The sequence below is a fragment of the Microbacterium sp. RURRCA19A genome, from assembly GCF_900156455.1.
Classification (GTDB): Bacteria; Actinomycetota; Actinomycetes; order Actinomycetales; family Microbacteriaceae; genus Microbacterium.
In genome coordinates this window covers 1,203,216-1,223,008 of record NZ_FTNQ01000001.1, presented here as the reverse complement: position 1 = coordinate 1,223,008, position 19,793 = coordinate 1,203,216, and the positions used below count along the sequence as shown (strand labels likewise).

The 19,793-nt window shown below is 69.6% G+C and carries 17 protein-coding genes; 8 read left to right on the top strand and 9 right to left on the bottom strand.

All coding sequences use genetic code 11. The annotated features are described in order from the left end of the window. The 3 genes from sdhA to sdhC are packed head-to-tail and all read right to left on the bottom strand — an operon-like array spanning position 1 to position 2,764. Positions 1–1,827 carry a succinate dehydrogenase flavoprotein subunit gene (gene sdhA, locus BW982_RS05880; RefSeq protein ID WP_076491075.1) on the bottom strand — a complete coding sequence of 609 codons (1,827 nt, stop codon included), beginning with the start codon at positions 1,825–1,827 and terminating at the stop codon, positions 1–3. Positions 1,828–1,874: 47 nt separating this feature from the next. Next, the gene (locus BW982_RS05875; protein WP_076491074.1) at positions 1,875–2,330 is read right to left on the bottom strand and encodes a succinate dehydrogenase hydrophobic membrane anchor subunit; all 456 of its coding nucleotides are present in this window, start codon (positions 2,328–2,330) and stop codon (positions 1,875–1,877) included. Further along, positions 2,330–2,764, bottom strand: coding sequence for a succinate dehydrogenase, cytochrome b556 subunit (gene sdhC / locus BW982_RS05870; RefSeq protein ID WP_076491073.1), 435 nt, complete (start codon positions 2,762–2,764; stop codon positions 2,330–2,332). Before sdhC ends, BW982_RS05875 begins: the two co-directional genes overlap by 1 nt. Before the next feature lie 213 nt (positions 2,765–2,977). On the opposite strand from sdhC, the gene BW982_RS05865 reads away from it, so the two are divergent. From BW982_RS05865 to BW982_RS05830, 8 genes are all read left to right on the top strand, one after another. Then, positions 2,978–4,096: a mannose-1-phosphate guanylyltransferase gene (locus BW982_RS05865; protein ID WP_076491072.1), complete on the top strand. Its 1,119-nt coding sequence runs from the start codon at positions 2,978–2,980 to the stop codon at positions 4,094–4,096. A gap of 195 nt (positions 4,097–4,291) precedes the next feature. Next, entirely contained in the window at positions 4,292–5,392 is a 1,101-nt protein-coding gene (locus BW982_RS05860; RefSeq protein ID WP_254845523.1) for a BMP family lipoprotein, read from the top strand. 157 nt (positions 5,393–5,549) lie between these two features. Beyond that, on the top strand, positions 5,550–7,070 hold the full coding sequence (locus tag BW982_RS05855; protein ID WP_076491071.1) for an ABC transporter ATP-binding protein: 1,521 nt from the start codon (positions 5,550–5,552) through the stop codon (positions 7,068–7,070). 131 nt (positions 7,071–7,201) lie between these two features. Next, a complete protein-coding gene (locus BW982_RS05850; RefSeq protein WP_076491924.1) occupies positions 7,202–8,431 on the top strand; it encodes an ABC transporter permease in 1,230 nt (409 codons plus the stop codon). Beyond that, positions 8,428–9,726, top strand: a complete 1,299-nt coding sequence (locus tag BW982_RS05845) for an ABC transporter permease (protein WP_076491070.1) — start codon at positions 8,428–8,430, stop codon at positions 9,724–9,726. The genes BW982_RS05850 and BW982_RS05845 overlap by 4 nt, the downstream gene beginning before the upstream one ends. Before the next feature lie 43 nt (positions 9,727–9,769). Continuing rightward, positions 9,770–10,171, top strand: coding sequence for a cytidine deaminase (locus BW982_RS05840; protein ID WP_022878797.1), 402 nt, complete (start codon positions 9,770–9,772; stop codon positions 10,169–10,171). Next, a complete protein-coding gene (locus BW982_RS05835) occupies positions 10,168–11,457 on the top strand; it encodes a thymidine phosphorylase (protein WP_076491069.1) in 1,290 nt (429 codons plus the stop codon). The genes BW982_RS05840 and BW982_RS05835 overlap by 4 nt, the downstream gene beginning before the upstream one ends. 23 nt (positions 11,458–11,480) lie before the next feature. Further along, positions 11,481–12,587 (top strand): adenosine deaminase, encoded by a 1,107-nt coding sequence (locus BW982_RS05830; RefSeq protein WP_076491068.1) that lies wholly within the window; start codon positions 11,481–11,483, stop codon positions 12,585–12,587. A gap of 294 nt (positions 12,588–12,881) precedes the next feature. Here BW982_RS05830 and BW982_RS05825 read toward each other — a convergent pair whose 3' ends face one another. The 6 genes from BW982_RS05825 to ptsP form a co-directional block, all read right to left on the bottom strand. Then, positions 12,882–13,730: an endonuclease domain-containing protein gene (locus BW982_RS05825; RefSeq protein ID WP_076491067.1), complete on the bottom strand. Its 849-nt coding sequence runs from the start codon at positions 13,728–13,730 to the stop codon at positions 12,882–12,884. Positions 13,731–13,962: 232 nt separating this feature from the next. Beyond that, complete coding sequence (locus BW982_RS05820) at positions 13,963–14,742, bottom strand: alpha/beta hydrolase (RefSeq protein ID WP_076491066.1); 780 nt, start codon at positions 14,740–14,742, stop codon at positions 13,963–13,965. Between the two features lies 1 nt (position 14,743). Beyond that, positions 14,744–15,895 (bottom strand): mannitol-1-phosphate 5-dehydrogenase, encoded by a 1,152-nt coding sequence (locus BW982_RS05815; protein ID WP_076491065.1) that lies wholly within the window; start codon positions 15,893–15,895, stop codon positions 14,744–14,746. Further along, on the bottom strand, positions 15,892–16,329 hold the full coding sequence (locus BW982_RS05810; RefSeq protein WP_076491064.1) for a PTS mannitol transporter subunit IIA: 438 nt from the start codon (positions 16,327–16,329) through the stop codon (positions 15,892–15,894). The genes BW982_RS05815 and BW982_RS05810 overlap by 4 nt, the downstream gene beginning before the upstream one ends. A 100-nt stretch (positions 16,330–16,429) precedes the next feature. Continuing rightward, entirely contained in the window at positions 16,430–18,055 is a 1,626-nt protein-coding gene (locus BW982_RS05805; RefSeq protein ID WP_076491063.1) for a PTS mannitol transporter subunit IIBC, read from the bottom strand. 53 nt (positions 18,056–18,108) lie between these two features. Continuing rightward, positions 18,109–19,791 carry a phosphoenolpyruvate--protein phosphotransferase gene (gene ptsP, locus BW982_RS05800; protein WP_076491062.1) on the bottom strand — a complete coding sequence of 561 codons (1,683 nt, stop codon included), beginning with the start codon at positions 19,789–19,791 and terminating at the stop codon, positions 18,109–18,111. Positions 19,792–19,793 lie beyond the last annotated feature (2 nt).

Genomic DNA, 19,793 nt, shown 5'->3' with positions numbered 1-19,793 from the left:
TCAGTACTTCCTCTCCAGGGGCGGGTAGCGCAGCTCGCCGGCGTCGTTCTTGGTGAAGACCACGGGCTTCCAGCCGAGTTCGATGTGGTCGGCCGGGTGCGACGAATGCGGGTCGCCGGTCAGGTACGCCATCGTGTGCTGCATGTAGTTCTCGTCGTCACGCGTCGGGAAGTCGTCGCGCATGTGACCGCCGCGGCTCTCCTCCCGGTTCTGCGCCGAGTACACGACGACCTCGGCGAGGTCGAGCAGGAACCCGAGCTCGACGGCCTCGAGCAGGTCGGTGTTGTACCGCTTGCCCTTGTCGTCGACGTGGACGTTCTTGAAGCGCTCGCGCAGGTCCGCGATGATGTCGAGCACTTCGGCGAGGGAGTCGTGGGTGCGGAACACCTGGGCGCCCTTGTCCATCTCGTCCTGCAGCGTCTTGCGGAGGACCGCGATGCGCTCGGTGCCCGAGTTGGCGCGCAGGCCCTCGATCATCTCGCGGACCTCCTTGGCGGGATCCTCGGGGAGGGGCACGAAGTCGGCCGTCTGGACGTACTCGACGGCGTTGCGGCCGGCGCGCTTGCCGAAGACGTTGATGTCGAGGAGCGAGTTGGTGCCGAGGCGGTTGGAGCCGTGCACCGAGACGCACGCGCACTCGCCGGCGGCGTAGAGACCGGGGACGACGGTGTCGTTGTCGGCGAGCACCTCCGCCTTGATGTTGGTCGGGATGCCGCCCATGGCGTAGTGCGCCGTCGGCATGACCGGGACGGGCTCGACGACCGGGTCGACACCCAGGTACGTGCGCGCGAACTCGGTGATGTCCGGAAGCTTCGTCTCGAGGACCTCGGCGCCCAGGTGCGTGCAGTCCAGGAGCACGTAGTCGCGGTGCGGTCCCGCGCCCCGACCCTCGGCGACCTCCTGCACCATGCAGCGCGCGACGATGTCACGCGGCGCGAGGTCCTTGATCGTCGGCGCGTAGCGTTCCATGAACCGCTCACCGCTGGCGTTGCGGAGGATCGCGCCCTCACCTCGCGCACCCTCGGTCAGCAGGATGCCGAGACCGGCGAGACCGGTCGGGTGGAACTGGAAGAACTCCATGTCCTCGAGCGGCAGGCCCTTGCGCCACACGATGCCGACGCCGTCACCGGTGAGCGTGTGGGCGTTCGAGGTGGTCTTGAAGATCTTGCCGAAGCCGCCCGTGGCGAAGACGACGGCCTTCGACTGGAAGACGTGCAGATCACCGGTGGCGAGCTCGTACGCGACGACGCCGGCGACCTGGGTGTTCCCCGCGTCGTCCTTCACGGTGACGAGGTCGAGGACGTAGAACTCGTTGAAGAAGTTGATGCCGAGCTTCACGCAGTTCTGGAACAGCGTCTGCAGGATCATGTGACCGGTGCGGTCGGCCGCGTAACAGGCGCGACGCACGGGGGTCTTGCCGTGGTCGGCCGTGTGTCCGCCGAAGCGGCGCTGGTCGATCTTGCCCTCGGGCGTGCGGTTGAACGGCAGGCCCATGTTCTCGAGGTCGATGACGGCGTCGATCGCCTCCTTGGCGAGGATCTCCGCGGCATCCTGGTCGACGAGGTAGTCGCCGCCCTTGATGGTGTCGAAGGTGTGCCACTCCCAGGAGTCCTCTTCGACGTTGGCGAGGGCCGCGGCCATCCCGCCCTGGGCCGCTCCGGTGTGGGAGCGCGTCGGGTACAGCTTGGAGATGACGGCGGTCTTGGCTCCGGGGCCGGCCTCGATGGCTGCGCGCATGCCGGCGCCGCCGGCGCCGACGATCACGATGTCGAACTGGTGGTAGTGCACGCCGTCCTTGACGATCGTGTCCGCGTTCTGAGTGCTCACGTGTGCAATGCCTCTGCTGTCTCAGTCGAAAAGGAGGATGCCGAGGCTCACGCCTGGCAGATCTCCCACAGGGAGCTGCTCTCGGTGACGCCGAGGCAGGGGTCGAAGGTGAAGACGACGAGCGTGCCGAGAAGGATCAGGAACGCGGCCGACAGCCCGATCGCCCAGACCAGGACGCGGCGGACGGACGGGGTGGTGACGTAGTCGTTCACGATCGTGCGCATGCCGTTCGCACCGTGGATGAGCGCCAGCCAGAGCATGAGGACGTCCCACCACTGCCAGAACGGCGAGGCGAGCTTCCCGGCGACGAACGCGAAGTCGATCTGGTGGATGCCCTCGCCCGTCATCAGGTTGACGAAGAGGTGCCCGAAGATGAGGACGACCAGCAGCACGCCGGAGGCGCGCATGTAGACCCACCCCCACTTCTCGAGGTTCGAGCCCTTCTTCCGCACGGCGGGCGTGCGGGGGGCGGGGATCGTGCTGGCTTCCTGGGCGACGGACATCAGTGGCTCCCCGTGACGGCGCTGAAGACGTTGATGAGGTGGCGCGGCGTGAAGCCGAGCATCGTGACGACCCAGAGGCCGAGGACACCCCACCACAGCTGACGCTGGTGGCGTGTCGCCCACGGCCAGAAGTCCACCGCGATGATGCGAAGACCGTTGAAGGCGTGGTAGGCGATGGCACCCACGAGGGCGACCTCGCCGAGACCCATGATCGGGTTCTTGTACGTGCCGATCACGGCGTCGTACGCCTCGGGGGACACCCGGATGAGGGCCGTGTCGAGGATGTGGACGAGCAGGAAGAAGAAGATCGCCACACCGGTGATGCGGTGCAGGACCCACGACCACATGCCCTCACGGCCGCGGTAGAGCGTTCCGCGCGGCCTCTTCGAGGTGGTCTCTTTCACCGACGGCGTGGCACGTGCTGGTGCTGACACGGTCGTCCTCCCTGATCGAACACGGTGTGGGGCCGGCACAGGCCCCGAGCGTCACACGGGCGCCACTGAATACTACGGCCGGGCTATGAAACGGAGGGATGAGGGTCGCCTAACACTCTCTCGATGTCGAGATAGTTTCGCGCGAATTTCCGTGCGGAGTTGTTTCCCCCGCGTGGGCGGAACCGGCGGGGCTCGCCGAGTAGGGTCGGTGCCATGGCCGAACCTGCTATCGACGACTTCTACGCCGTTATCCCCGCCGGTGGGATCGGCAGCCGCCTGTGGCCGCTCTCCCGTGCGGACGCACCCAAGTTCCTCCACGACCTCACCGGATCCGGTCAGACGCTCCTGCGCGACACCTGGGACCGTCTCGCGCCGCTGTCGGGCGACGATCGCATCGCCGTCGTGACGGGCCGTGCGCACCGCGCCGCGGTCGAGCGCGAGCTTCCCGGCGTGCCCGACCACAACGTGTTCCTCGAGTCCGAGCCGCGCGACTCCAGCGCCGCCATCGGCCTGGCGGCCGCGATCCTCGTCCGCCGCGAGCCCGACGTCATCATCGGATCGTTCGCCGCCGACCACGTCATCCGTCAGACGCGGCAGTTCGACTTCGCCGTCCGTCAGGCGGTCGCCGTCGCCCGTGCGGGTTACATCTGCACGATCGGCATCCAGCCCAGCGAGCCCTCCGTCGGCTTCGGCTACATCAAGCAGGCGGACGAGCTCATCGTCGACGGCGCGCCCGAGGCCTACACGGTGGAGCGCTTCGTCGAGAAGCCCGACCTCGACACGGCCAAGGAGTACTTCGCGGATCGCGCCTACCTCTGGAACGCGGGCATGTTCATCACCCGCGCCGACGTCCTCCTCGCCGAACTCGCCGTCAACGAGCCCGAGCTGCACGCCGGTCTGATCGAGCTGGCCGAGGCCTGGGACGACCGCGACCTGCGCGGTCCCGCGGTCGACCGCATCTGGCCGGGTCTGAAGAAGATCGCGATCGACTACTCCGTCGCCGAGCCCGCGGCCGAGAAGGGGCGTCTCGCCGTGATCCCCGGTCACTTCGACTGGGACGACGTGGGCGACTTCGCGAGCCTGTCCAAGCTCAACTCCTCCGGGGGGCGCAACGAGCTGGCGATCCTCGGTGAGGACGCGCGCGTCCTCTCCGACGCTTCCAGCGGCATCGTCGTCTCGCAGACCAAGCGCGTCATCAGCCTCATCGGTGTCCGGGACATCGTCGTCGTCGACACCCCCGACGCGCTCCTGGTCACCACGAGCGAGAACGCCCAGCGCGTGAAGGGCGTGGTGGACGCGCTCAAGCTCACGGGCCGCGGCGACGTCCTCTGACACCGGATGCCGCCGCCGGCGGCATCCGGTCCCGTCGGGGTCGCGGTTGTGTGGCGCGCGCATCACGCGAGATTGCGTCTTTGTAACCATTGCCGTGTGCGGCCCGTCCGGGCGCGCAAGCGATTCGTCACAGTGGGTAACGTGACTCCATCGTCCCCCGAACCCGTTGGGGGCCCCCGTCTTGGAGGACCATTCGTGAAGACCACGAAGAAGGCCGTCGTCAGCGGCCTCGCGATGATCGGCGCGGCCGTGCTGCTCGCCGGCTGCGGTGCCGCGCCCGAGAGCACCGGCTCGTCGGCCGCTGCCGGTGCCAGCGACTACCTGCCCTGCATGGTGTCGGACTCGGGTGGGTTCGACGACAAGTCGTTCAACCAGCTCGGCAAGGAGGGCCTCGACGCCGCGGCCCAGGAGCTCGGCTCGAAGAAGCCGATCGAGGTCCAGTCGCAGGCCGAGACCGACTTCGCCTCCAACCTCTCCAGCCTCGTCGACCAGGGCTGCAACACGATCATCACGGTCGGCTTCCTCCTGGCGCCCGCCGCGCTCGAGTCGGCGACGGCCAACCCCGATCTGCAGTACGTCTCGATCGACGACACCGTCGACCAGAACTTCGACGGCACGACGGATGCTCCGAACATCAAGCCGATCATCTTCGACACCGCGCAGGCCGCGTACCTGGCGGGCTACCTCGCCGCGGGTGTCTCCAAGACCGGCGTCGTTGGCACCTTCGGTGGAATGAACATCCCGACCGTCACGATCTTCATGGACGGCTTCGCCCAGGGCGTCGAGAAGTACAACGCCGACAACGGCACCTCCGTGCGCGTCGTCGGCTGGGACCGCACCGCCAAGGACGGTTCCTTCACCGGTGGCTTCGAGGCCAACGACACCGCGCGTCAGACCGCGCAGGCGATCATCGACCAGAACGTCGACGTGCTGCTGCCCGTCGGTGGCCCGATCTACCAGTCGGCCGCCGTCGCGATCCAGGACTCCGGCCGTGAGATCGCCATGGTCGGCGTCGACGCCGACGTGTTCCAGACCGACCCCTCGGTCGGCAGCCTGCTGCTGACGTCGATCCTCAAGGGCATCGACGTGGGTACGAAGGACGCCATCGTCGCCGCGGGCAAGGGCGAGTTCGACACCAAGCCGTTCGTCGGCACCCTCGAGAACGAGGGTGTCGGAATCGCTCCGTACCACGACTGGTCGGACCGCGTCCCCGCCGACCTGACCAGCAAGGTCGACGCCCTCAAGGCCGACATCGTCTCGGGCAAGATCAAGGTCGAGTCCTACCTGGCCGGCTGAGAGATCCACTCTCCTGGGGGAGGTCGGCTCCGTGCCGGCCTCCCCTCCCTTATGGGAGCCGCGGCCCCGGCTGCGGCGATCGGAACCGATCCGCTCACGAGGCGGATCCTCCCCGTCGCACCCCGCGTGCGGCGCCACAGAACTTAGGATCGGGAACATGAAGCTCGAACTCCGCGGGATCACGAAAACCTTCGGATCCCTGGTGGCGAACGATCACATCGACCTCACCGTCGAGGCCGGAGAGATCCACTGCCTGCTCGGCGAGAACGGTGCCGGCAAGTCCACCCTGATGAACGTCCTCTACGGCCTCTACCAGGCCGACGGGGGAGAGATCCTGCTGGACGACGCCGTCCAGCACTTCGCCGGACCCGGCGACGCGATGCGCGCGGGCATCGGCATGGTGCACCAGCACTTCATGCTCATCCCGGTCTTCACCGTCGCCGAGAACGTCATGCTGGGCCACGAGCCCACGAAATTCGGCGGGCGGCTCGACCTCGCCTCGGCCCGCGCGAAGGTCAAGGAGATCTCCGACCGCTTCGGCTTCGACGTCGACCCCGATGCGCTCGTCGACGATCTGCCCGTGGGGGTCCAGCAGCGCGTCGAGATCATCAAGGCGCTCTCCCGGGATGCCAAGGTGCTCGTGTTCGACGAGCCCACCGCCGTACTGACACCGCAGGAGACCGACGAGCTGATGGCGATCATGCGTCAGCTGAAGTCGTCGGGCACCTCGATCGTCTTCATCACCCACAAGCTGCGTGAGGTCCGCGAGGTCGCGGATCGCATCACGGTGATCCGCCTCGGCAAGGTGGTGGGAGAAGCCGACCCGCAGGCTTCCAACGCCGAACTCGCCTCGCTCATGGTGGGCCGCGCGGTCGAGCTGACCGTGCACAAGGACGCCCCGACGCTGGGCGATGTGGGTCTCTCCGTCTCCCGCCTGACGGTGGTCGATCCGATCGGTCAGCTGGTCGTCAACGACGTCAGCTTCGACGTGCGCCGCGGGGAGGTCCTCGCGATCGCGGGCGTGCAGGGCAACGGCCAGACCGAGCTCACCGAGGCGTTGCTCGGACTTCAGGAGCGCGTCGAGGGATCCATCGTGCTCGACGGCACCGAGATCAACGGCCACAGCGTGCGAGCGGTCCTCGAGGCGGGCGTCGGCTTCGTGCCGGAGGACCGCAAGGAGGACGGGTTGGTGGGGGAGTTCTCCATCGCCGAGAACCTCATGCTCGACCGCGCGGACGGCGCTCCGTTCGTCAAGGGCGGCGCCCTGCAGCTCTCGACGCTCGCCGACTTCGCGCGGGACAAGGTCGCCGAATTCGACGTTCGGACCCCGTCGATCGAGACGCCGGTCGGACGCCTCTCCGGCGGTAACCAGCAGAAGGTCGTGCTCGCCCGTGAGCTCAGCCGGGACCTCCGCCTGTTCGTCGCCGCCCAGCCCACCCGTGGCGTGGACGTCGGTTCGATCGAGTTCATCCACAAGCGGGTCATCGAGACCCGCGACGCCGGCGTGCCGGTGATCGTCGTCTCCACCGAACTCGACGAGGTCACCGCTCTCGCTGATCGCATCATGGTCATGTACCGGGGCCGCGTCGTCGGCATCGTCCCGGGCGACACCTCGCGCGACGTCCTCGGCCTCATGATGGCCGGCGAAGCGCCCCAGAACGAAGGAGTCGCCGCGTGAGCGATTCGCACAGCCCGCACGACCCGACGGCCGCGCGCGCCGATCGCGCCGCGGAGGTCGCCGCGGCGACCGACGCCGACGTCGCCCTCGAGGGAACCGTCGCCGTCGACACGGCCGCGGGGGCCCGCGTCGTGACGCCGCCGCCCGCGCCCGAAGAGAGCCGCTGGAGCCGCGCCCTGCGCGAGATCGCGACGGGCAACGCCATCATCTCGGTGCTCGCCGTCATCCTGGCCCTGCTCGTGGGCGCCATCATGATCGCGGCCACCGACGAGAACGTCCAGGCGACGTCGGCCTACTTCTTCGCGCGGCCGGGCGACACGCTCGCCGCCATCTGGCAGTCGGTGTCGGGGGCGTACGCCTCCTTCTTCCAGGGCGCGATATACAACTTCCGTCGGCCCGAGTTCGCCACGGGGATCAAGCCGCTCACGGAGACGCTGACGTTCGCGACGCCGCTGATCGCGGCGGGCCTGGGTGTCGCCCTCGCGTTCCGCGTCGGCATGTTCAACATCGGTGGTCGTGGTCAGATGCTCGTCGCCGCGGCGGCGGCCGGCTGGGTCGCCTTCTCGTTCGACCTGCCGTGGGGCGTCCACATGGTCATCGCCCTGGTCGCCGGTGTCGCCGCCGGTGCGATCTGGGCCGGCATCGCGGGAGTCCTCAAGGCCCGCACCGGCGCGCACGAGGTGATCGTGACGATCATGCTCAACTACGTGGCGTACTACCTCGTGTACTACATGCTCCGTACGCCCGGCCTGCTCCAGGCGCCCGGTTCGAGCAACCCGACGACCCCGCCGATGAAGGACACCGCGGTCTTCCCGGACCTGTTCGGCTCGGGCTACAACCTGCACTTCGGGTTCATCCTCTCGCTCCTCGCGGTGGTGCTGGTGTGGTGGATCCTCGAGCGCTCGTCGCTGGGTTTCCGGTTCCGCGCCGTCGGCCTGAACCCGAACGCCGCGCGCGTCGCCGGCATCAACGTCAAGTCGATGTACATCTACTCGATGCTCATCTCCGGGGCGCTCATCGGCCTCGCCGGCGTCGACCAGGTCCTCGGCACGGTGACGACCGGGTTCTCCAGCGGTATCGACGCGGGCATCGGGTTCGACGCGATCACGGTGGCGCTGCTCGGCCGCTCCACTCCCGTGGGAGTGCTCGTGGCCGGCATCCTGTTCGGCGCTTTCAAGGCCGGTGGATTCGCCATGCAGGCCGCCAACGGCGTGCCGATCGACATCGTCCTGGTCGTCCAGTCGCTCATCGTCCTGTTCATCGCGGCACCCCCTCTGGTGCGCGCGATCTTCCGTCTGCCGGCCCCCGGGGCGCGTCAGTCCCAGGCCCGCGCCGCCAAGAAGAAGGAGGCGGCCCGGTGAGCACCACCGCCGCACATTCCGAGACCGCTCCCGCGGCCGACGCGCTCGACAAGGCCGTCGTCGTCAGCTGGAAAGCGCCGATCGTCTACGGCGTCATCACGGTGCTGGCCGCCGTGCTGTTCATCGTCGCGCGGCAGGACGGCGACGCCGTCTTCCGCATCTCCAGCCCGGGCGAGTTCATCCAGCTCCCCGAGCTGGTGCTCGGCGGAGTCGTCACGGGGGCCGTGTGCACGGTCCTCCTCGCGCTGGTCACCGTCGCGAGCGTCCTCATCGTGCGCGCGCACCGTCGCCCGCCGATCTGGTTGGCCGTGATCTTCGCCGTGGTGTTCATGGTCGGATTCCTCACGTGGGCCGCCGCGGGCGCGACGACCGCGGTCATCCCGCTGACGGGACTCCTCGCCGGTGGACTGAGCCTGTCGGTGCCCCTCATCTTCGGTGCCATGGCGGGCGTCCTCAGCGAGCGCGTCGGCGTGGTCAACATCGCCATCGAGGGCCAGCTCCTGGCCGGTGCATTCACCTCCGCGGTGGTGGCGACCGTGACCGGCAATCCCTTCGTCGGTCTGCTCGCCGCCGCGGTGGCCGGCGTCCTGGTGTCGTTCATCCTGGCCGCCTTCGCGATCAAGTACTTCGTCGACCAGGTCATCGTCGGCGTCGTGCTGAACGTCCTGGTGGTGGGGCTGACGAGCTTCCTGTTCTCGCAGCTGCTGTCGCCGCACGCCGACACGCTGAACTCGCCGCCCCGCTTCCCGCGCCTGCCCATCCCGGTGCTCGCGGACATCCCGATCATCGGCCCGATGCTGTTCAATCAGACGATCATCGTCTACCTGATGTACGTCACGGTGGCCGCCGTCTACGTCGGCCTCTTCCACACCCGGTGGGGCCTGCGTCTGCGCGCCGTGGGCGAGCACCCGCAGGCGGCCGACACCGTGGGCATCAACATCGCCCGCACCCGGTTCTGGAACGTCTCGTTGGGCGGTGCGATCGCGGGTCTCGGCGGAGCCTTCTTCACGCTGGGTTCGGTCGGTGCCTTCAACAAGGAGATGACGGCCGGTGCGGGGTACATCGCCCTCGCCGCGGTCATCTTCGGCCAGTGGGACCCGATCCGCGCCACCCTCGCGGCGCTGTTGTTCGGCTTCGCCTCGAACCTGCAGAACACCCTCGGCGTGATCGGATCGCCCGTGCCCAGCGAATTCATGCTCATGCTGCCGTACGTCGTGACGATCTTCGCCGTCGCCGGTCTCGTCGGGAAGGTCCGCGGTCCCGCGGCCGCCGGCAAACCGTACGTCAAGGGCTGACCCGGCCCGCTTCCCCCTTCACGAGAGGACCCTCTGCTCCACGATGACCGACATCGACTGGGACGAACTCCGTTCCGCCGCCACCGAGGCCATGCACCGCGCCTACGCCCCCTACTCCCGTTTCAAGGTGGGCGCCGCGGCGCTCGTCGCCGACGGGCGTATCGTCGCGGGGTGCAACGTCGAGAACGCCTCGTACGGCGTGACGCTGTGCGCCGAGTGCGGGCTCGTCTCCGAGCTCCACATGAGCGGCGGTGGTCAGCTCGTGGCCTTCGTGTGCGTCGACGGTGAGGGCCGCACCCTCATGCCCTGCGGACGGTGCCGTCAGCTCCTCTTCGAGCACGCGATCCCGGGCATGCTGCTCGAGACGGTCAGCGGCATCCGCACCATCGACGAGGTCCTGCCGGACGCCTTCGGTCCGCGTGACCTCGAGGAGGCGGCCCGATGAGCACCGAGCAGTACGACGCGGTCGACATCATCCGCGCGCAGCGCGACGGCCGCGCAATCTCCGAGGGGGAGATCCGCTGGCTGGTCGACGCCTACACGCGCGGCTACGTCATGGACGCGCAGATGTCGGCCTTCACGATGGCGGTCCTCCTCAACGGCCTCGGCCGCGACCAGATCCGGGTGCTGACGGATGCCATGATCGCTTCGGGCGAGCGCATGGACTTCTCGTCGCTGGGCAAGCCCACGGTCGACAAGCACTCCACCGGCGGCGTCGGGGACAAGATCACGCTGCCGCTCGCGCCGCTCGTCGCGGCGTTCGGCGTCGCGGTCCCGCAGCTCTCCGGCCGCGGACTCGGCCACACCGGAGGCACCCTCGACAAGCTCGAGTCGATCCCCGGCTGGCGCGCGGCGCTCTCCAACGACGAGATCCTCGCGCAGCTCGCCGACGTCGGTGCCGTGATCTGCGCCGCCGGCACGGGCCTCGCTCCCGCCGACAAGAAGCTCTACGCGTTGCGCGACGTCACGGGCACGGTCGAAGCGATCCCGCTGATCGCCTCGAGCATCATGTCGAAGAAGATCGCGGAGGGCACCGACTCGCTCGTGCTCGACGTGAAGTTCGGGTCGGGCGCCTTCATGCAGGACATCGACCGGGCCCGCGAACTCGCGGAGACGATGGTCGCGTTGGGGACCGACTCGGGCGTCAACACGACCGCGCTGTTGACCGACATGAACACCCCGCTCGGCCGCGCCATCGGCAACGCCAACGAGGTGCGCGAGTCCGTCGAGGTCCTCGCGGGCGGCGGTCCCGCCGACGTGGTGGAGCTCACCGTCGCCCTCGCCCGCGAGATGCTGACCCTCGCGGGTCAGCCCGACGCCGACGTCGAGGCGGCCCTCGCCGACGGCCGGGCGATGGACGTGTGGAAGCGCATGATCCGCGCCCAGGACGGGGACCCGGATGCCGCTCTCCCGACCCCGCGCGAAACGCACACGGTCGTGGCCGACCGCGCCGGCGTGGTGACCCGCGTCGAGGCGCTGCCCTTCGGCATCGGGGCGTGGCGCCTGGGCGCCGGTCGTGCCCGCGCCGAGGACGCCGTGGTGCACGCCGCCGGCATCGACCTCCACGTGACGGTGGGCGACCGGGTCGCGGCCGGTCAGCCGCTGTTCACCCTCTCGGCCGATGATGAGACGCGATTCGACCGCGCTCTCGCCGCGGTCGAGGGCGCGTGGGAGATCGGCGACACCGCTCCGGCGCGCACCCCGCTCGTGCGCGAGCGCATCACCGCGTGATGGCATCCGACCCGAGGAGCACCATGGCCACCGACGACGTCCGCATCCAGGGCAAGAAGCTCAAGAACCTCCCGAAGGTGTCACTGCACGACCACCTCGACGGCGGGCTGCGCCCGCAGACCGTCCTGGAGCTCGCGGACGACATCGACATCGACCTGCCCGCGGATGACGCGAACGGGCTCGAGGCCTGGTTCTCCGACCACATCGACGGGGGTTCGCTCGAGGATTACCTCGAAAAGTTCGACGCCACCATCGGGGTGATGCAGACGCGCGAGGGGCTCGTGCGCGTGGCGAAGGAGTTCGTGGAAGACCTCGCGGACGACGGCGTCGTCTACGCCGAGGTGCGCTGGGCGCCCGAGCAGCACCTGACCCGCGGCCTGAGCCTGGATGACGTCGTCGATGCCGTGCAGGAGGGCATCGAAGAGGGCGAGGATGCCGCGGATGCGCGCGGCAAGGACATCCGCGTCGGGCAGCTGCTCACCGCCATGCGTCAGGGCTCGCGCTCGCGCGAGATCGCCGAGCTCGCCGTGTCGTGGCGTGGTCGCGGCGTCGTCGGCTTCGACCTCGCCGGTCCCGAGGACGGGTTCCCGGCATCGAATCATCGCGCGGCCTTCGACTACCTCGCCGAGCAGTTCTTCCCCACGACGGTGCACGCCGGCGAAGGGGCGGGGCTGGCATCCATCCGCTCTGCGCTCATCGACGGTCGGGCCGTGCGCCTGGGCCACGGCGTGCGCATCGCGAACGACCTCGATGTAGTGTCGCGCGAGGGCGAGGAGGTGCTGGTCACCTTCGGCGACATGGCGCGGTGGGTGCGCGACCGGGAGATCACGCTCGAACTCTCGCCGACGTCGAACCTCCAGTCGGGCGCGGTCACGGCCTGGGGCGACACGATGGACGCCCACCCGTTCGACCTGCTGTACCAGCTCGGCTTCTCGGTCACGGTGAACGTCGACAACCGCCTGATGAGCCGCACGACGCTGACGCGGGAGCTCGGGCTGCTGGCGCAGGCGTTCGATTACGACCTCGATGACCTCGAGGCCTTCCAGCTCAACGCCGCCGCCGGCGCGTTCCTGCCGGTGGAGGAGCGCGAGGAGCTCATCGAGATCATCGCCGAGGGCTTCCAGCGCTGAGCCGGCCTGTCGGGGCGTGCGCCGGTCTCGGTGCGCGCCCCCTTTGATTGCTCGCTCGTGGGGCGCCCCGCTCGGCGTGCGAAACTCCTGAGGCTCGGGTTCCAGGCGTCCACCGGGCGCCGTTCTCGGCTGTCACCATCGCATTCGTCAGGAGTTTCGCCCGCTCTCGTGGCCCGTCGGCGCCGGCGCGCGGGGGGCGGGGCGGGGCGCGGGCGGGCGGCGGGTGCGAAACTCCTGAGGTTCAGGCCCTTTCGGCGCGCGGGATCGATGAGGTGGGCGTTTCAGGGCGGAAGTTCAGGAGTTTCGTCTGGGGTCGCCGTCCGCCAGCACACGCTCGAGCGCGGCCCGGATGCGCTCGGGGCGGTAGAGGATGTCCTCGGCGAGCAGGCGGAGTGTCACGTAACCGCGCTCGAGTGCGGCCATGTCGCGGCGTCGGTCGTTCTTGTGGACGCGCCAGGTGCCGTGGAATTGGGCGCTGTCGCACTCGACGATGAGCCAACCGTTCACGAGCAGATCGACGCGGCCGACGCCATCGATGCGGACCTGCACCTCGACCCGGCAGCCGAGGTGTCGTAGGAGGAGCCGGACGAGGGTCTCGGTCCCCGCCTCGGCACGCGGCTCCAGCAGACCTCGCAGCACCTGGAAGCGACGAGACACGCGGGCGAACACCTCACCGACGCCGGTTTCGTCGATGAGTCCCTGATGCCAGGCGCTGTCGAGCGTCGCGACGGCCGATCGTGGCGGTTGGCACCGGGTCGCCTGCGCGAGTGCTTCCACGGCATCGACCACACATCGGTTCCGCGGCGCGCCGGTCGGGCGCCAGTGGTACACGACACCGCGGGGTGCGGGAGGACGTCGGCTGGCTAGCGGGTCTTGCTGGACGTGGCGGTGCGTGTTGTGGTGGACGAACACGCCGCGCAGGGCGAGAAGGCTGATGCAGTCGAGCCGCCCGCCCAGACGTGCGGCCGCGACGATGTCGTCGGGCGTGCCGGTCGCGACGAACCTGCCCTGCCGGACACGCGTGAGGGTGCCGTCCGCGAGAGCGTGGGCGAGGGAACGACGCGACCACCCCGCTGCATGGAGCTCGCGCGTTGCCCACACGACTTCGCGATACTCGTCGGGCCGAAGATCTGCGGATGTCATCGGCCCACATTGGCCGTTACGCGCGACGTCCCGTGCCGATGGGTGCCCACGCTGTGGATAACGGCGGCCGCGAAGCAACGGCGTCTCGCACCGTCCCCGGGTGAATCTCCTGACTTACCGCCCAGGGAGGGGCCGCCGCGGTTGCGTCGACGGGTCGCACGCGCGTTTCTCAGGAGTTTGGCGCGCGGCCGGGTACCGGCGCCGCCCGCGGCCCCCGGGCGGAGAGGCCGCGTCAGGGCGCGGGAAGGAACGCCGCCAACTGCTCGGCGATGACCCTGTCCACCTCGGCCGGATCCGCCGTGGGCGTGCCGTCACCGGCCTGGGGGCCGTAGGCGCCGAACGACGCGTGCGAGGCTCCGGGGATCTCGACGAAGGTCGCGTTCGAGGGCAGCTCGCCCTTCGCCTCGGTGATCTTCTGGGGCGTGGACAGCCCGTCCTCCGAGCCGGACAGGCTCAGCACGGGCAGCCCCGAACCGGACAGGTCGTTCGCGCAGTACGAGGCGAAGAGCACGAGCGCGTCGGCGTCCGTCGCGAGCTGACACGCGCGCACACCGCCGAGGGAATGGCCGCCGACAGCCCACACCGAGACGTCGGGGGCGAGCTCGGTGAAGGCCGAGAGGGGGCGCGGATCGAAGAACGCGAGGTTGAGCCACGGACGCGTGATGACGACCGTGATCCCGTCGTCGACGACCGTGTCGGCGAACGTCGCGATGTAGCCTTCGGCCTGGACTTTGGCGCCCGGGATGAACACCAGACCCTGCCCGGCTCCGCCGGCGGTGGGGGAGAGCACGAGGGCCGATCCGTCATCGGCGATCGTCATCCCGGGGTTGGCCCGGGCGTCGGCGAGGGGGCCCGGCTCGGCTGCCATGACCCCGACCTGGCTGTAGATCAGGATGCCGCCGACCGCCAGCACAACGAGGGCGCCGAGGCCGCCCAGGATCCAGCGCAGGACACGAAAACGCCGACGGGGCGCTCGGGGCGCCCCGTCGGCGGACGGTGGGGTGTCTGTCACCTCACGAGCGTAACGCCGCCTGCCGCGCGGCGACGATCTCCTCGACGCGAGCGAACAACGGGTGCTCCGGTGCGAGCCCGGTCACCTCGGCGGTGAACGCCGCGGCATCCAGGTCGCCGAGCAGCCGCTGGAGCTCCACGGCCTGGGCATCCTCGGCATCCTGGAACTCCAGGGCGGCGGCCATCGCCGCCACGAGCGCGTCGACGGGGAGACCCCGCTCGATCGCCTCGGCCGCAGGCCCGACGAAGCGTTCGTGACGCGAGAGCTTGCGCAGCGGCTGTCGCCCGACGCGCCCCACGGTGTCGGGCAACGCGGGGTTGCGGAAGCGCCGCAGGATCGTGGCGCGGTACTGTCCCTGCACCTCGGGGTCGAGCTCGTGCTTCTGCACCAGGAGCGCGCTCGTCTCCTCCAGCGCCGCCTCGACCGCGGCCGCGATCCCGGGTTCGGCCAGCGCATCGGAGATGCGCTCGATTCCGGCCTGGGCGCCGAAGTACGCGGTCGCCGCGTGGCCGGTGTTGACGGTGAACAACTTGCGCTCGATGTACGGCTCGAGGTCGTCGACGAAGTGCGCGCCCGGGATGTGGGGCGGGGCGTCGCCGAACGGCCCGCGCTCGATCGCCCACTCGTAGAACGGCTCGACGGTCACGTCGACGCCGCCGACGGCCTGGGCCGGGACGATACGGTCCACCGCGGTGTTGGCGAAGACCGCACGGGCTTCGAGGGCGTCCCACGACTCGCCGGCGATCTCGACCACGTGTTCGCGCAACTGGTCGGTCGCCCCGATCGCGTTCTCGCACGCCATGATCTGCAGGGGGGCGAGCGAGGGGTCGCGGAGAGCGAGCCCGGCGACGATGTGCGGCGCGACGAACTTCAGGATCGTGGGGCCGACCGCGGTGGTCACCACGTCGGCGGTGGCGATCTCATCGACGAGCGCCTCGGCATCCGTCGAACTGTCGATGGCGCGGAAGCCGGTCACCGTCTTGTCGGTGCCGCCCTCGCCCACCTCGTGGACGGTGTACTCGGATGCCGCGTTGATGGCGGCGACGAGCGGGGCCGAGACGTCGGAGAAGACGAGCTCGTAGCCGCCCTCGTGCAGCAGAAGACCGACGAAGCCGCGACCGATGTTGCCCGCGCCGAAGTGGACGGCCTTCATGCGTTGACGGAACCCGACAGGGCCTCGAAGAGCTCCGCGGGGGAGGAGGCGGCCTTCAGACGGGCGACATCGTCCTCCTCGGAGAAGAGGATGGCGATCTGCGACAGGATCTCGAGGTGCTCGTCGCCCTTGCCGGCGATCCCGATCACGAAGCTCACCGGCTCCCCGCCCCAGTCGACGCCGCCGTCGTAGCGGACGACGGAGAGGCCGGAGGCGAGGATGGCCTGCTTGGTCTCGTTGGTGCCGTGGGGGATCGCGAGCTCGTTGCCCATGTAGGTGGACACCGTCTCCTCGCGCTGCTGCATCGCGGCGAAGTACTCGCCGGTGACGGAGCCCGCGGCTTCGAGCAGATCGGCGGCTTCCTTCATCGCCTCCTCACGGGTGGCGCTGCCGGGGTGGATGCGAACGGATTCGATGCGGAGGACATCCGACATGGTTCTCGCCTTTCTCGTCGTGCTGTCCAGCCTCGCAAAACGCGGGCCGGACGGGAAGACGAAGGGGCCGGGGTTGTGTCCCGGCCCCTCCGTATGGGTGTTACTTCGCCTCGTGCTGGCTGCGGACCATCTCCACGACCTCGTCGTATTTCGGCGAGTTCATGAAGTTGTCCACCGACACGTGGATCGCGTCGGGGTTCTGCGCCTTGGCGCGGTCGGTCAGCTGGTTCTGCGTGATGACCAGGTCGGCGGTGCCGTCGAGGTTCGCGATCGCCTGGTTGGTGACCGTGACGCCCTCGATGCCGGCCTTCTTGATCTTGTTGCGCAGGACGCTGGCGCCCATGGCCGAGGACCCCATGCCCGCGTCGCAGGCGAACACGATGGTGTTCAGCTGCTTCGTCGCGACGCTCGTGCCTGCGGCGCCGGCGGCGTCGCCCGAGGTGCGCGAGCGCAGGCCGCCGAGCGCCGACGACTCCTTGCCCTTGTTCGCCTCGGTCTGGTCGATCGCCGCGGCGAACGCGTCGTCGCCGCCCTCGGCCGCGAGGTCGCGCTTGCGCGAGGCGCGCAGGATGACACCGGCGATCAGGAACGTGACCACCGCGGCGACCGCCACCGAGAGGTAGACGACGAGGAGGTTGGCAGGTCCCGCGCCGATCGCTGCCGCCGTGACCGCGATGATGCTGCCGGGAGCCGCCGGGAACACCAGGCCGCCGCCGAAGATCATGTTCGTCGTGACGCCCGCGGCGCCACCGGCGATGAGCGCGAGGATCGTCATGGGCTTGGCGAGCGCGTACGGGAAGTAGATCTCGTGGATGCCACCGAGGAACTGGATGACGATGGCGCCCGGGGCCGAGGCCTTCGCCGCGCCGACACCGAAGAAGGTGAAGGCGAGGAGCAGGCCGAGACCGGGTCCGGGGTTGGCCTCGATGAGGAAGAGGATCGACTTGCCGGACTCGGCGGCCTGCTCGATGCCGAGCGGGGTGAACACGCCGTGGTTGATGGCGTTGTTGAGGAACAGCACCTTCGCCGGCTCGACGATGATCGACAGCAGCGGCAGCAGGTTGAACTGCACCAACCAGCCGACGATGCCGCCGAGGACGGCGCTGATGCCGAGGAAGACCGGGCCGAAGGCGAAGAAGCCGACGATCGCGAGGACCATGCCGAGGATGCCGGCGGAGAAGTTGTTCACGAGCATTTCGAAGCCGGGGCGGATCTTGCCGTCCCAGATCCGGTCCATCTGCTTCGTGATGAACGCCGCGAGCGGGCCCATGATCATCGCGCCGAGGAACATCGGGATGTTGGTGCCGACGATGACACCCATCACGGCGATCGTCGCCACCACGCCACCGCGTGCGCCGTAGACCATGCGGCCACCGGTGTTGGCGATGAGGAGCGGCAGGAGGTACGTGATCATGACGCTCACCAGGCCGACGTAGCCCTGGTAGGTGCTGCCGTCCGCGTTGGCGGTGAGCGCCGTCGCCGCGCCCGGCCACCCGATCGTGGCCGCGTCACCGCCGCCGCCGATGATCTCGGCCACCGGAGCCCAGTGCCACCCGAACGGGCTCTTCGCACCGAAGAAGCCCGCGGGGATGAAGAGCATGGTGATGAAGCCCCACGCGATGAACGCCGCGATGTTGGGCATGATCATGCCGGAGAGGAACGTGCCGAATCGCTGGACCGCGACCCGTGCACCTCCCGGCTTCTTGACTGTAGACGCCGTCGTCATTGCTGTGTCTCCTTGTTGTGGATGCGGCCGGGGCCGCGGGGGTGGTGCGCGGCTCAGGCCGCGGCGGATGCGGAGGCGGCCTGGGCGGCCTCCCGGGCGGAGGCCGCGTCGTCGGCGGCCAGGGCTGCCTCGGCGATGCGGCGGGCATCGTCGAGCGTGTGGGTCAGAAGCGAGGCGCGCACGTCGGCGAGCGCGGTGGGCGCCATCGACAGCGTGGTGGCGCCGAGGCCGACGAGCACGACCGCGAGCAGCGGGTCGGCGGCGGCCTCGCCGCAGATGCCGACCGGCTTGCCGTTCGCACGGCCGGCGGCGCCGACCTCGCGGATCAGGCGGAGGACGGCCGGATGCCACGGGTCCTGGAACGACGCCACCGAACCGAGCAGCCGGTCGGCGGCGAGGGTGTACTGCGTCAGGTCGTTCGTGCCGATCGAGGCGAAGTCGGCGATCTGCAGGATGCGATCGGCCAGCAGAGCAGAGGAGGGCACCTCGACCATCACGCCGGTCGTCTTCAGGCCGTAGTCCTTGGCCAGCGCCGTGAAGTACCGGGTCTCCTCGACCGTGGAGACCATGGGCGCCATGACCCACAGATCGGCGGGGCCGGCCGCGGACTTGCGGGTCTCGGCATCCGCTTCGGCCAGCGCCGTCAGCTGCTCGCGCAGGATGTCCTCGCTCGCGCGGAGGGCACGGAGGCCCCGCAGGCCGAGGGCAGGGTTCTCCTCGTGCGCGTCGTTGAGGAACGGGAGCGGCTTGTCCGCGCCGGCGTCGAGCACGCGCACGACGACCTTCTTGCCGGGGAAGGCGCTGAGCAGCTCGATGTAGGCGGCCCGCTGCTCCTCGACGGTGGGTGCGGAGCTGGAGCTGAGGAACAGGAACTCGGTGCGGAACAGGCCCACACCCTCGGCGCCGAGCTCGACGGCTTCGGCAGCGCCGCCGGGCTTGCCGAGGTTGGCCAGCAGCGGCACCTTCGTCCCGTCGGCGAGAGCGCCGTCGGTGATGGGGGCGGATGCCGCGGCGGCCCGCGCGTCGGCGCGGTTCTTGGCCCGCGCCAGGTCATCGTCGCTCGGGTCGACCGTGACGACGCCGGCGGCGGCATCCACGATCACCGTCTGGCCGTCGACCAGGTCCTTCGCGCCGGTCGCGCCGACCACGGCGACGATCGACTTCTCCCGCGCGAGGATCGCGGTGTGCGAGGTGGGGCCGCCCTCGGTGGTCACGAGCGCGAGCACCTTGTCGAGGTCGAGAAGCGCGGTGTCGGCGGGGGCGAGGTCCTTCGCGACGAGCACGAACGGGTGGCCGGGATCCGGGATGCCGGGGGCGGCGACGCCGCGGAGGCGCGCGATGACCCGCTGGGCGACGTCGTCGAGGTCGGCGGCGCGCTCGCCGAGATAGCCGCCGAGGGCGACGAGCTGCTCGCGGAACGAGGCGAAGGCGTCGTGGACGGCGAACTCGCCGTTCTTGCCGGCGGCCAGGCGCGCGTCGACCTCGGCTTCGAGGGTCGGGTCCTCGGCGATCATCGCCTGGGCCTCGAGCACGTCGCGGGCCGCGCCGCCGGCCTGCGCACCGCGGGCTTCGAGCTCGCGGGCGACCGCGCCGACGGCTTCGCGGACGCGCGCCGTCTCCTGCTCGACCGACAGCTCGCTCGGGCTGTCCTTCGGTGCGGGCAGGGGTTCCGCCATGCGCGCGATGGGGCCCTGGGCCACGCCCAGTCCGATTCCGACTCCACGGAGTTCCGTCATGT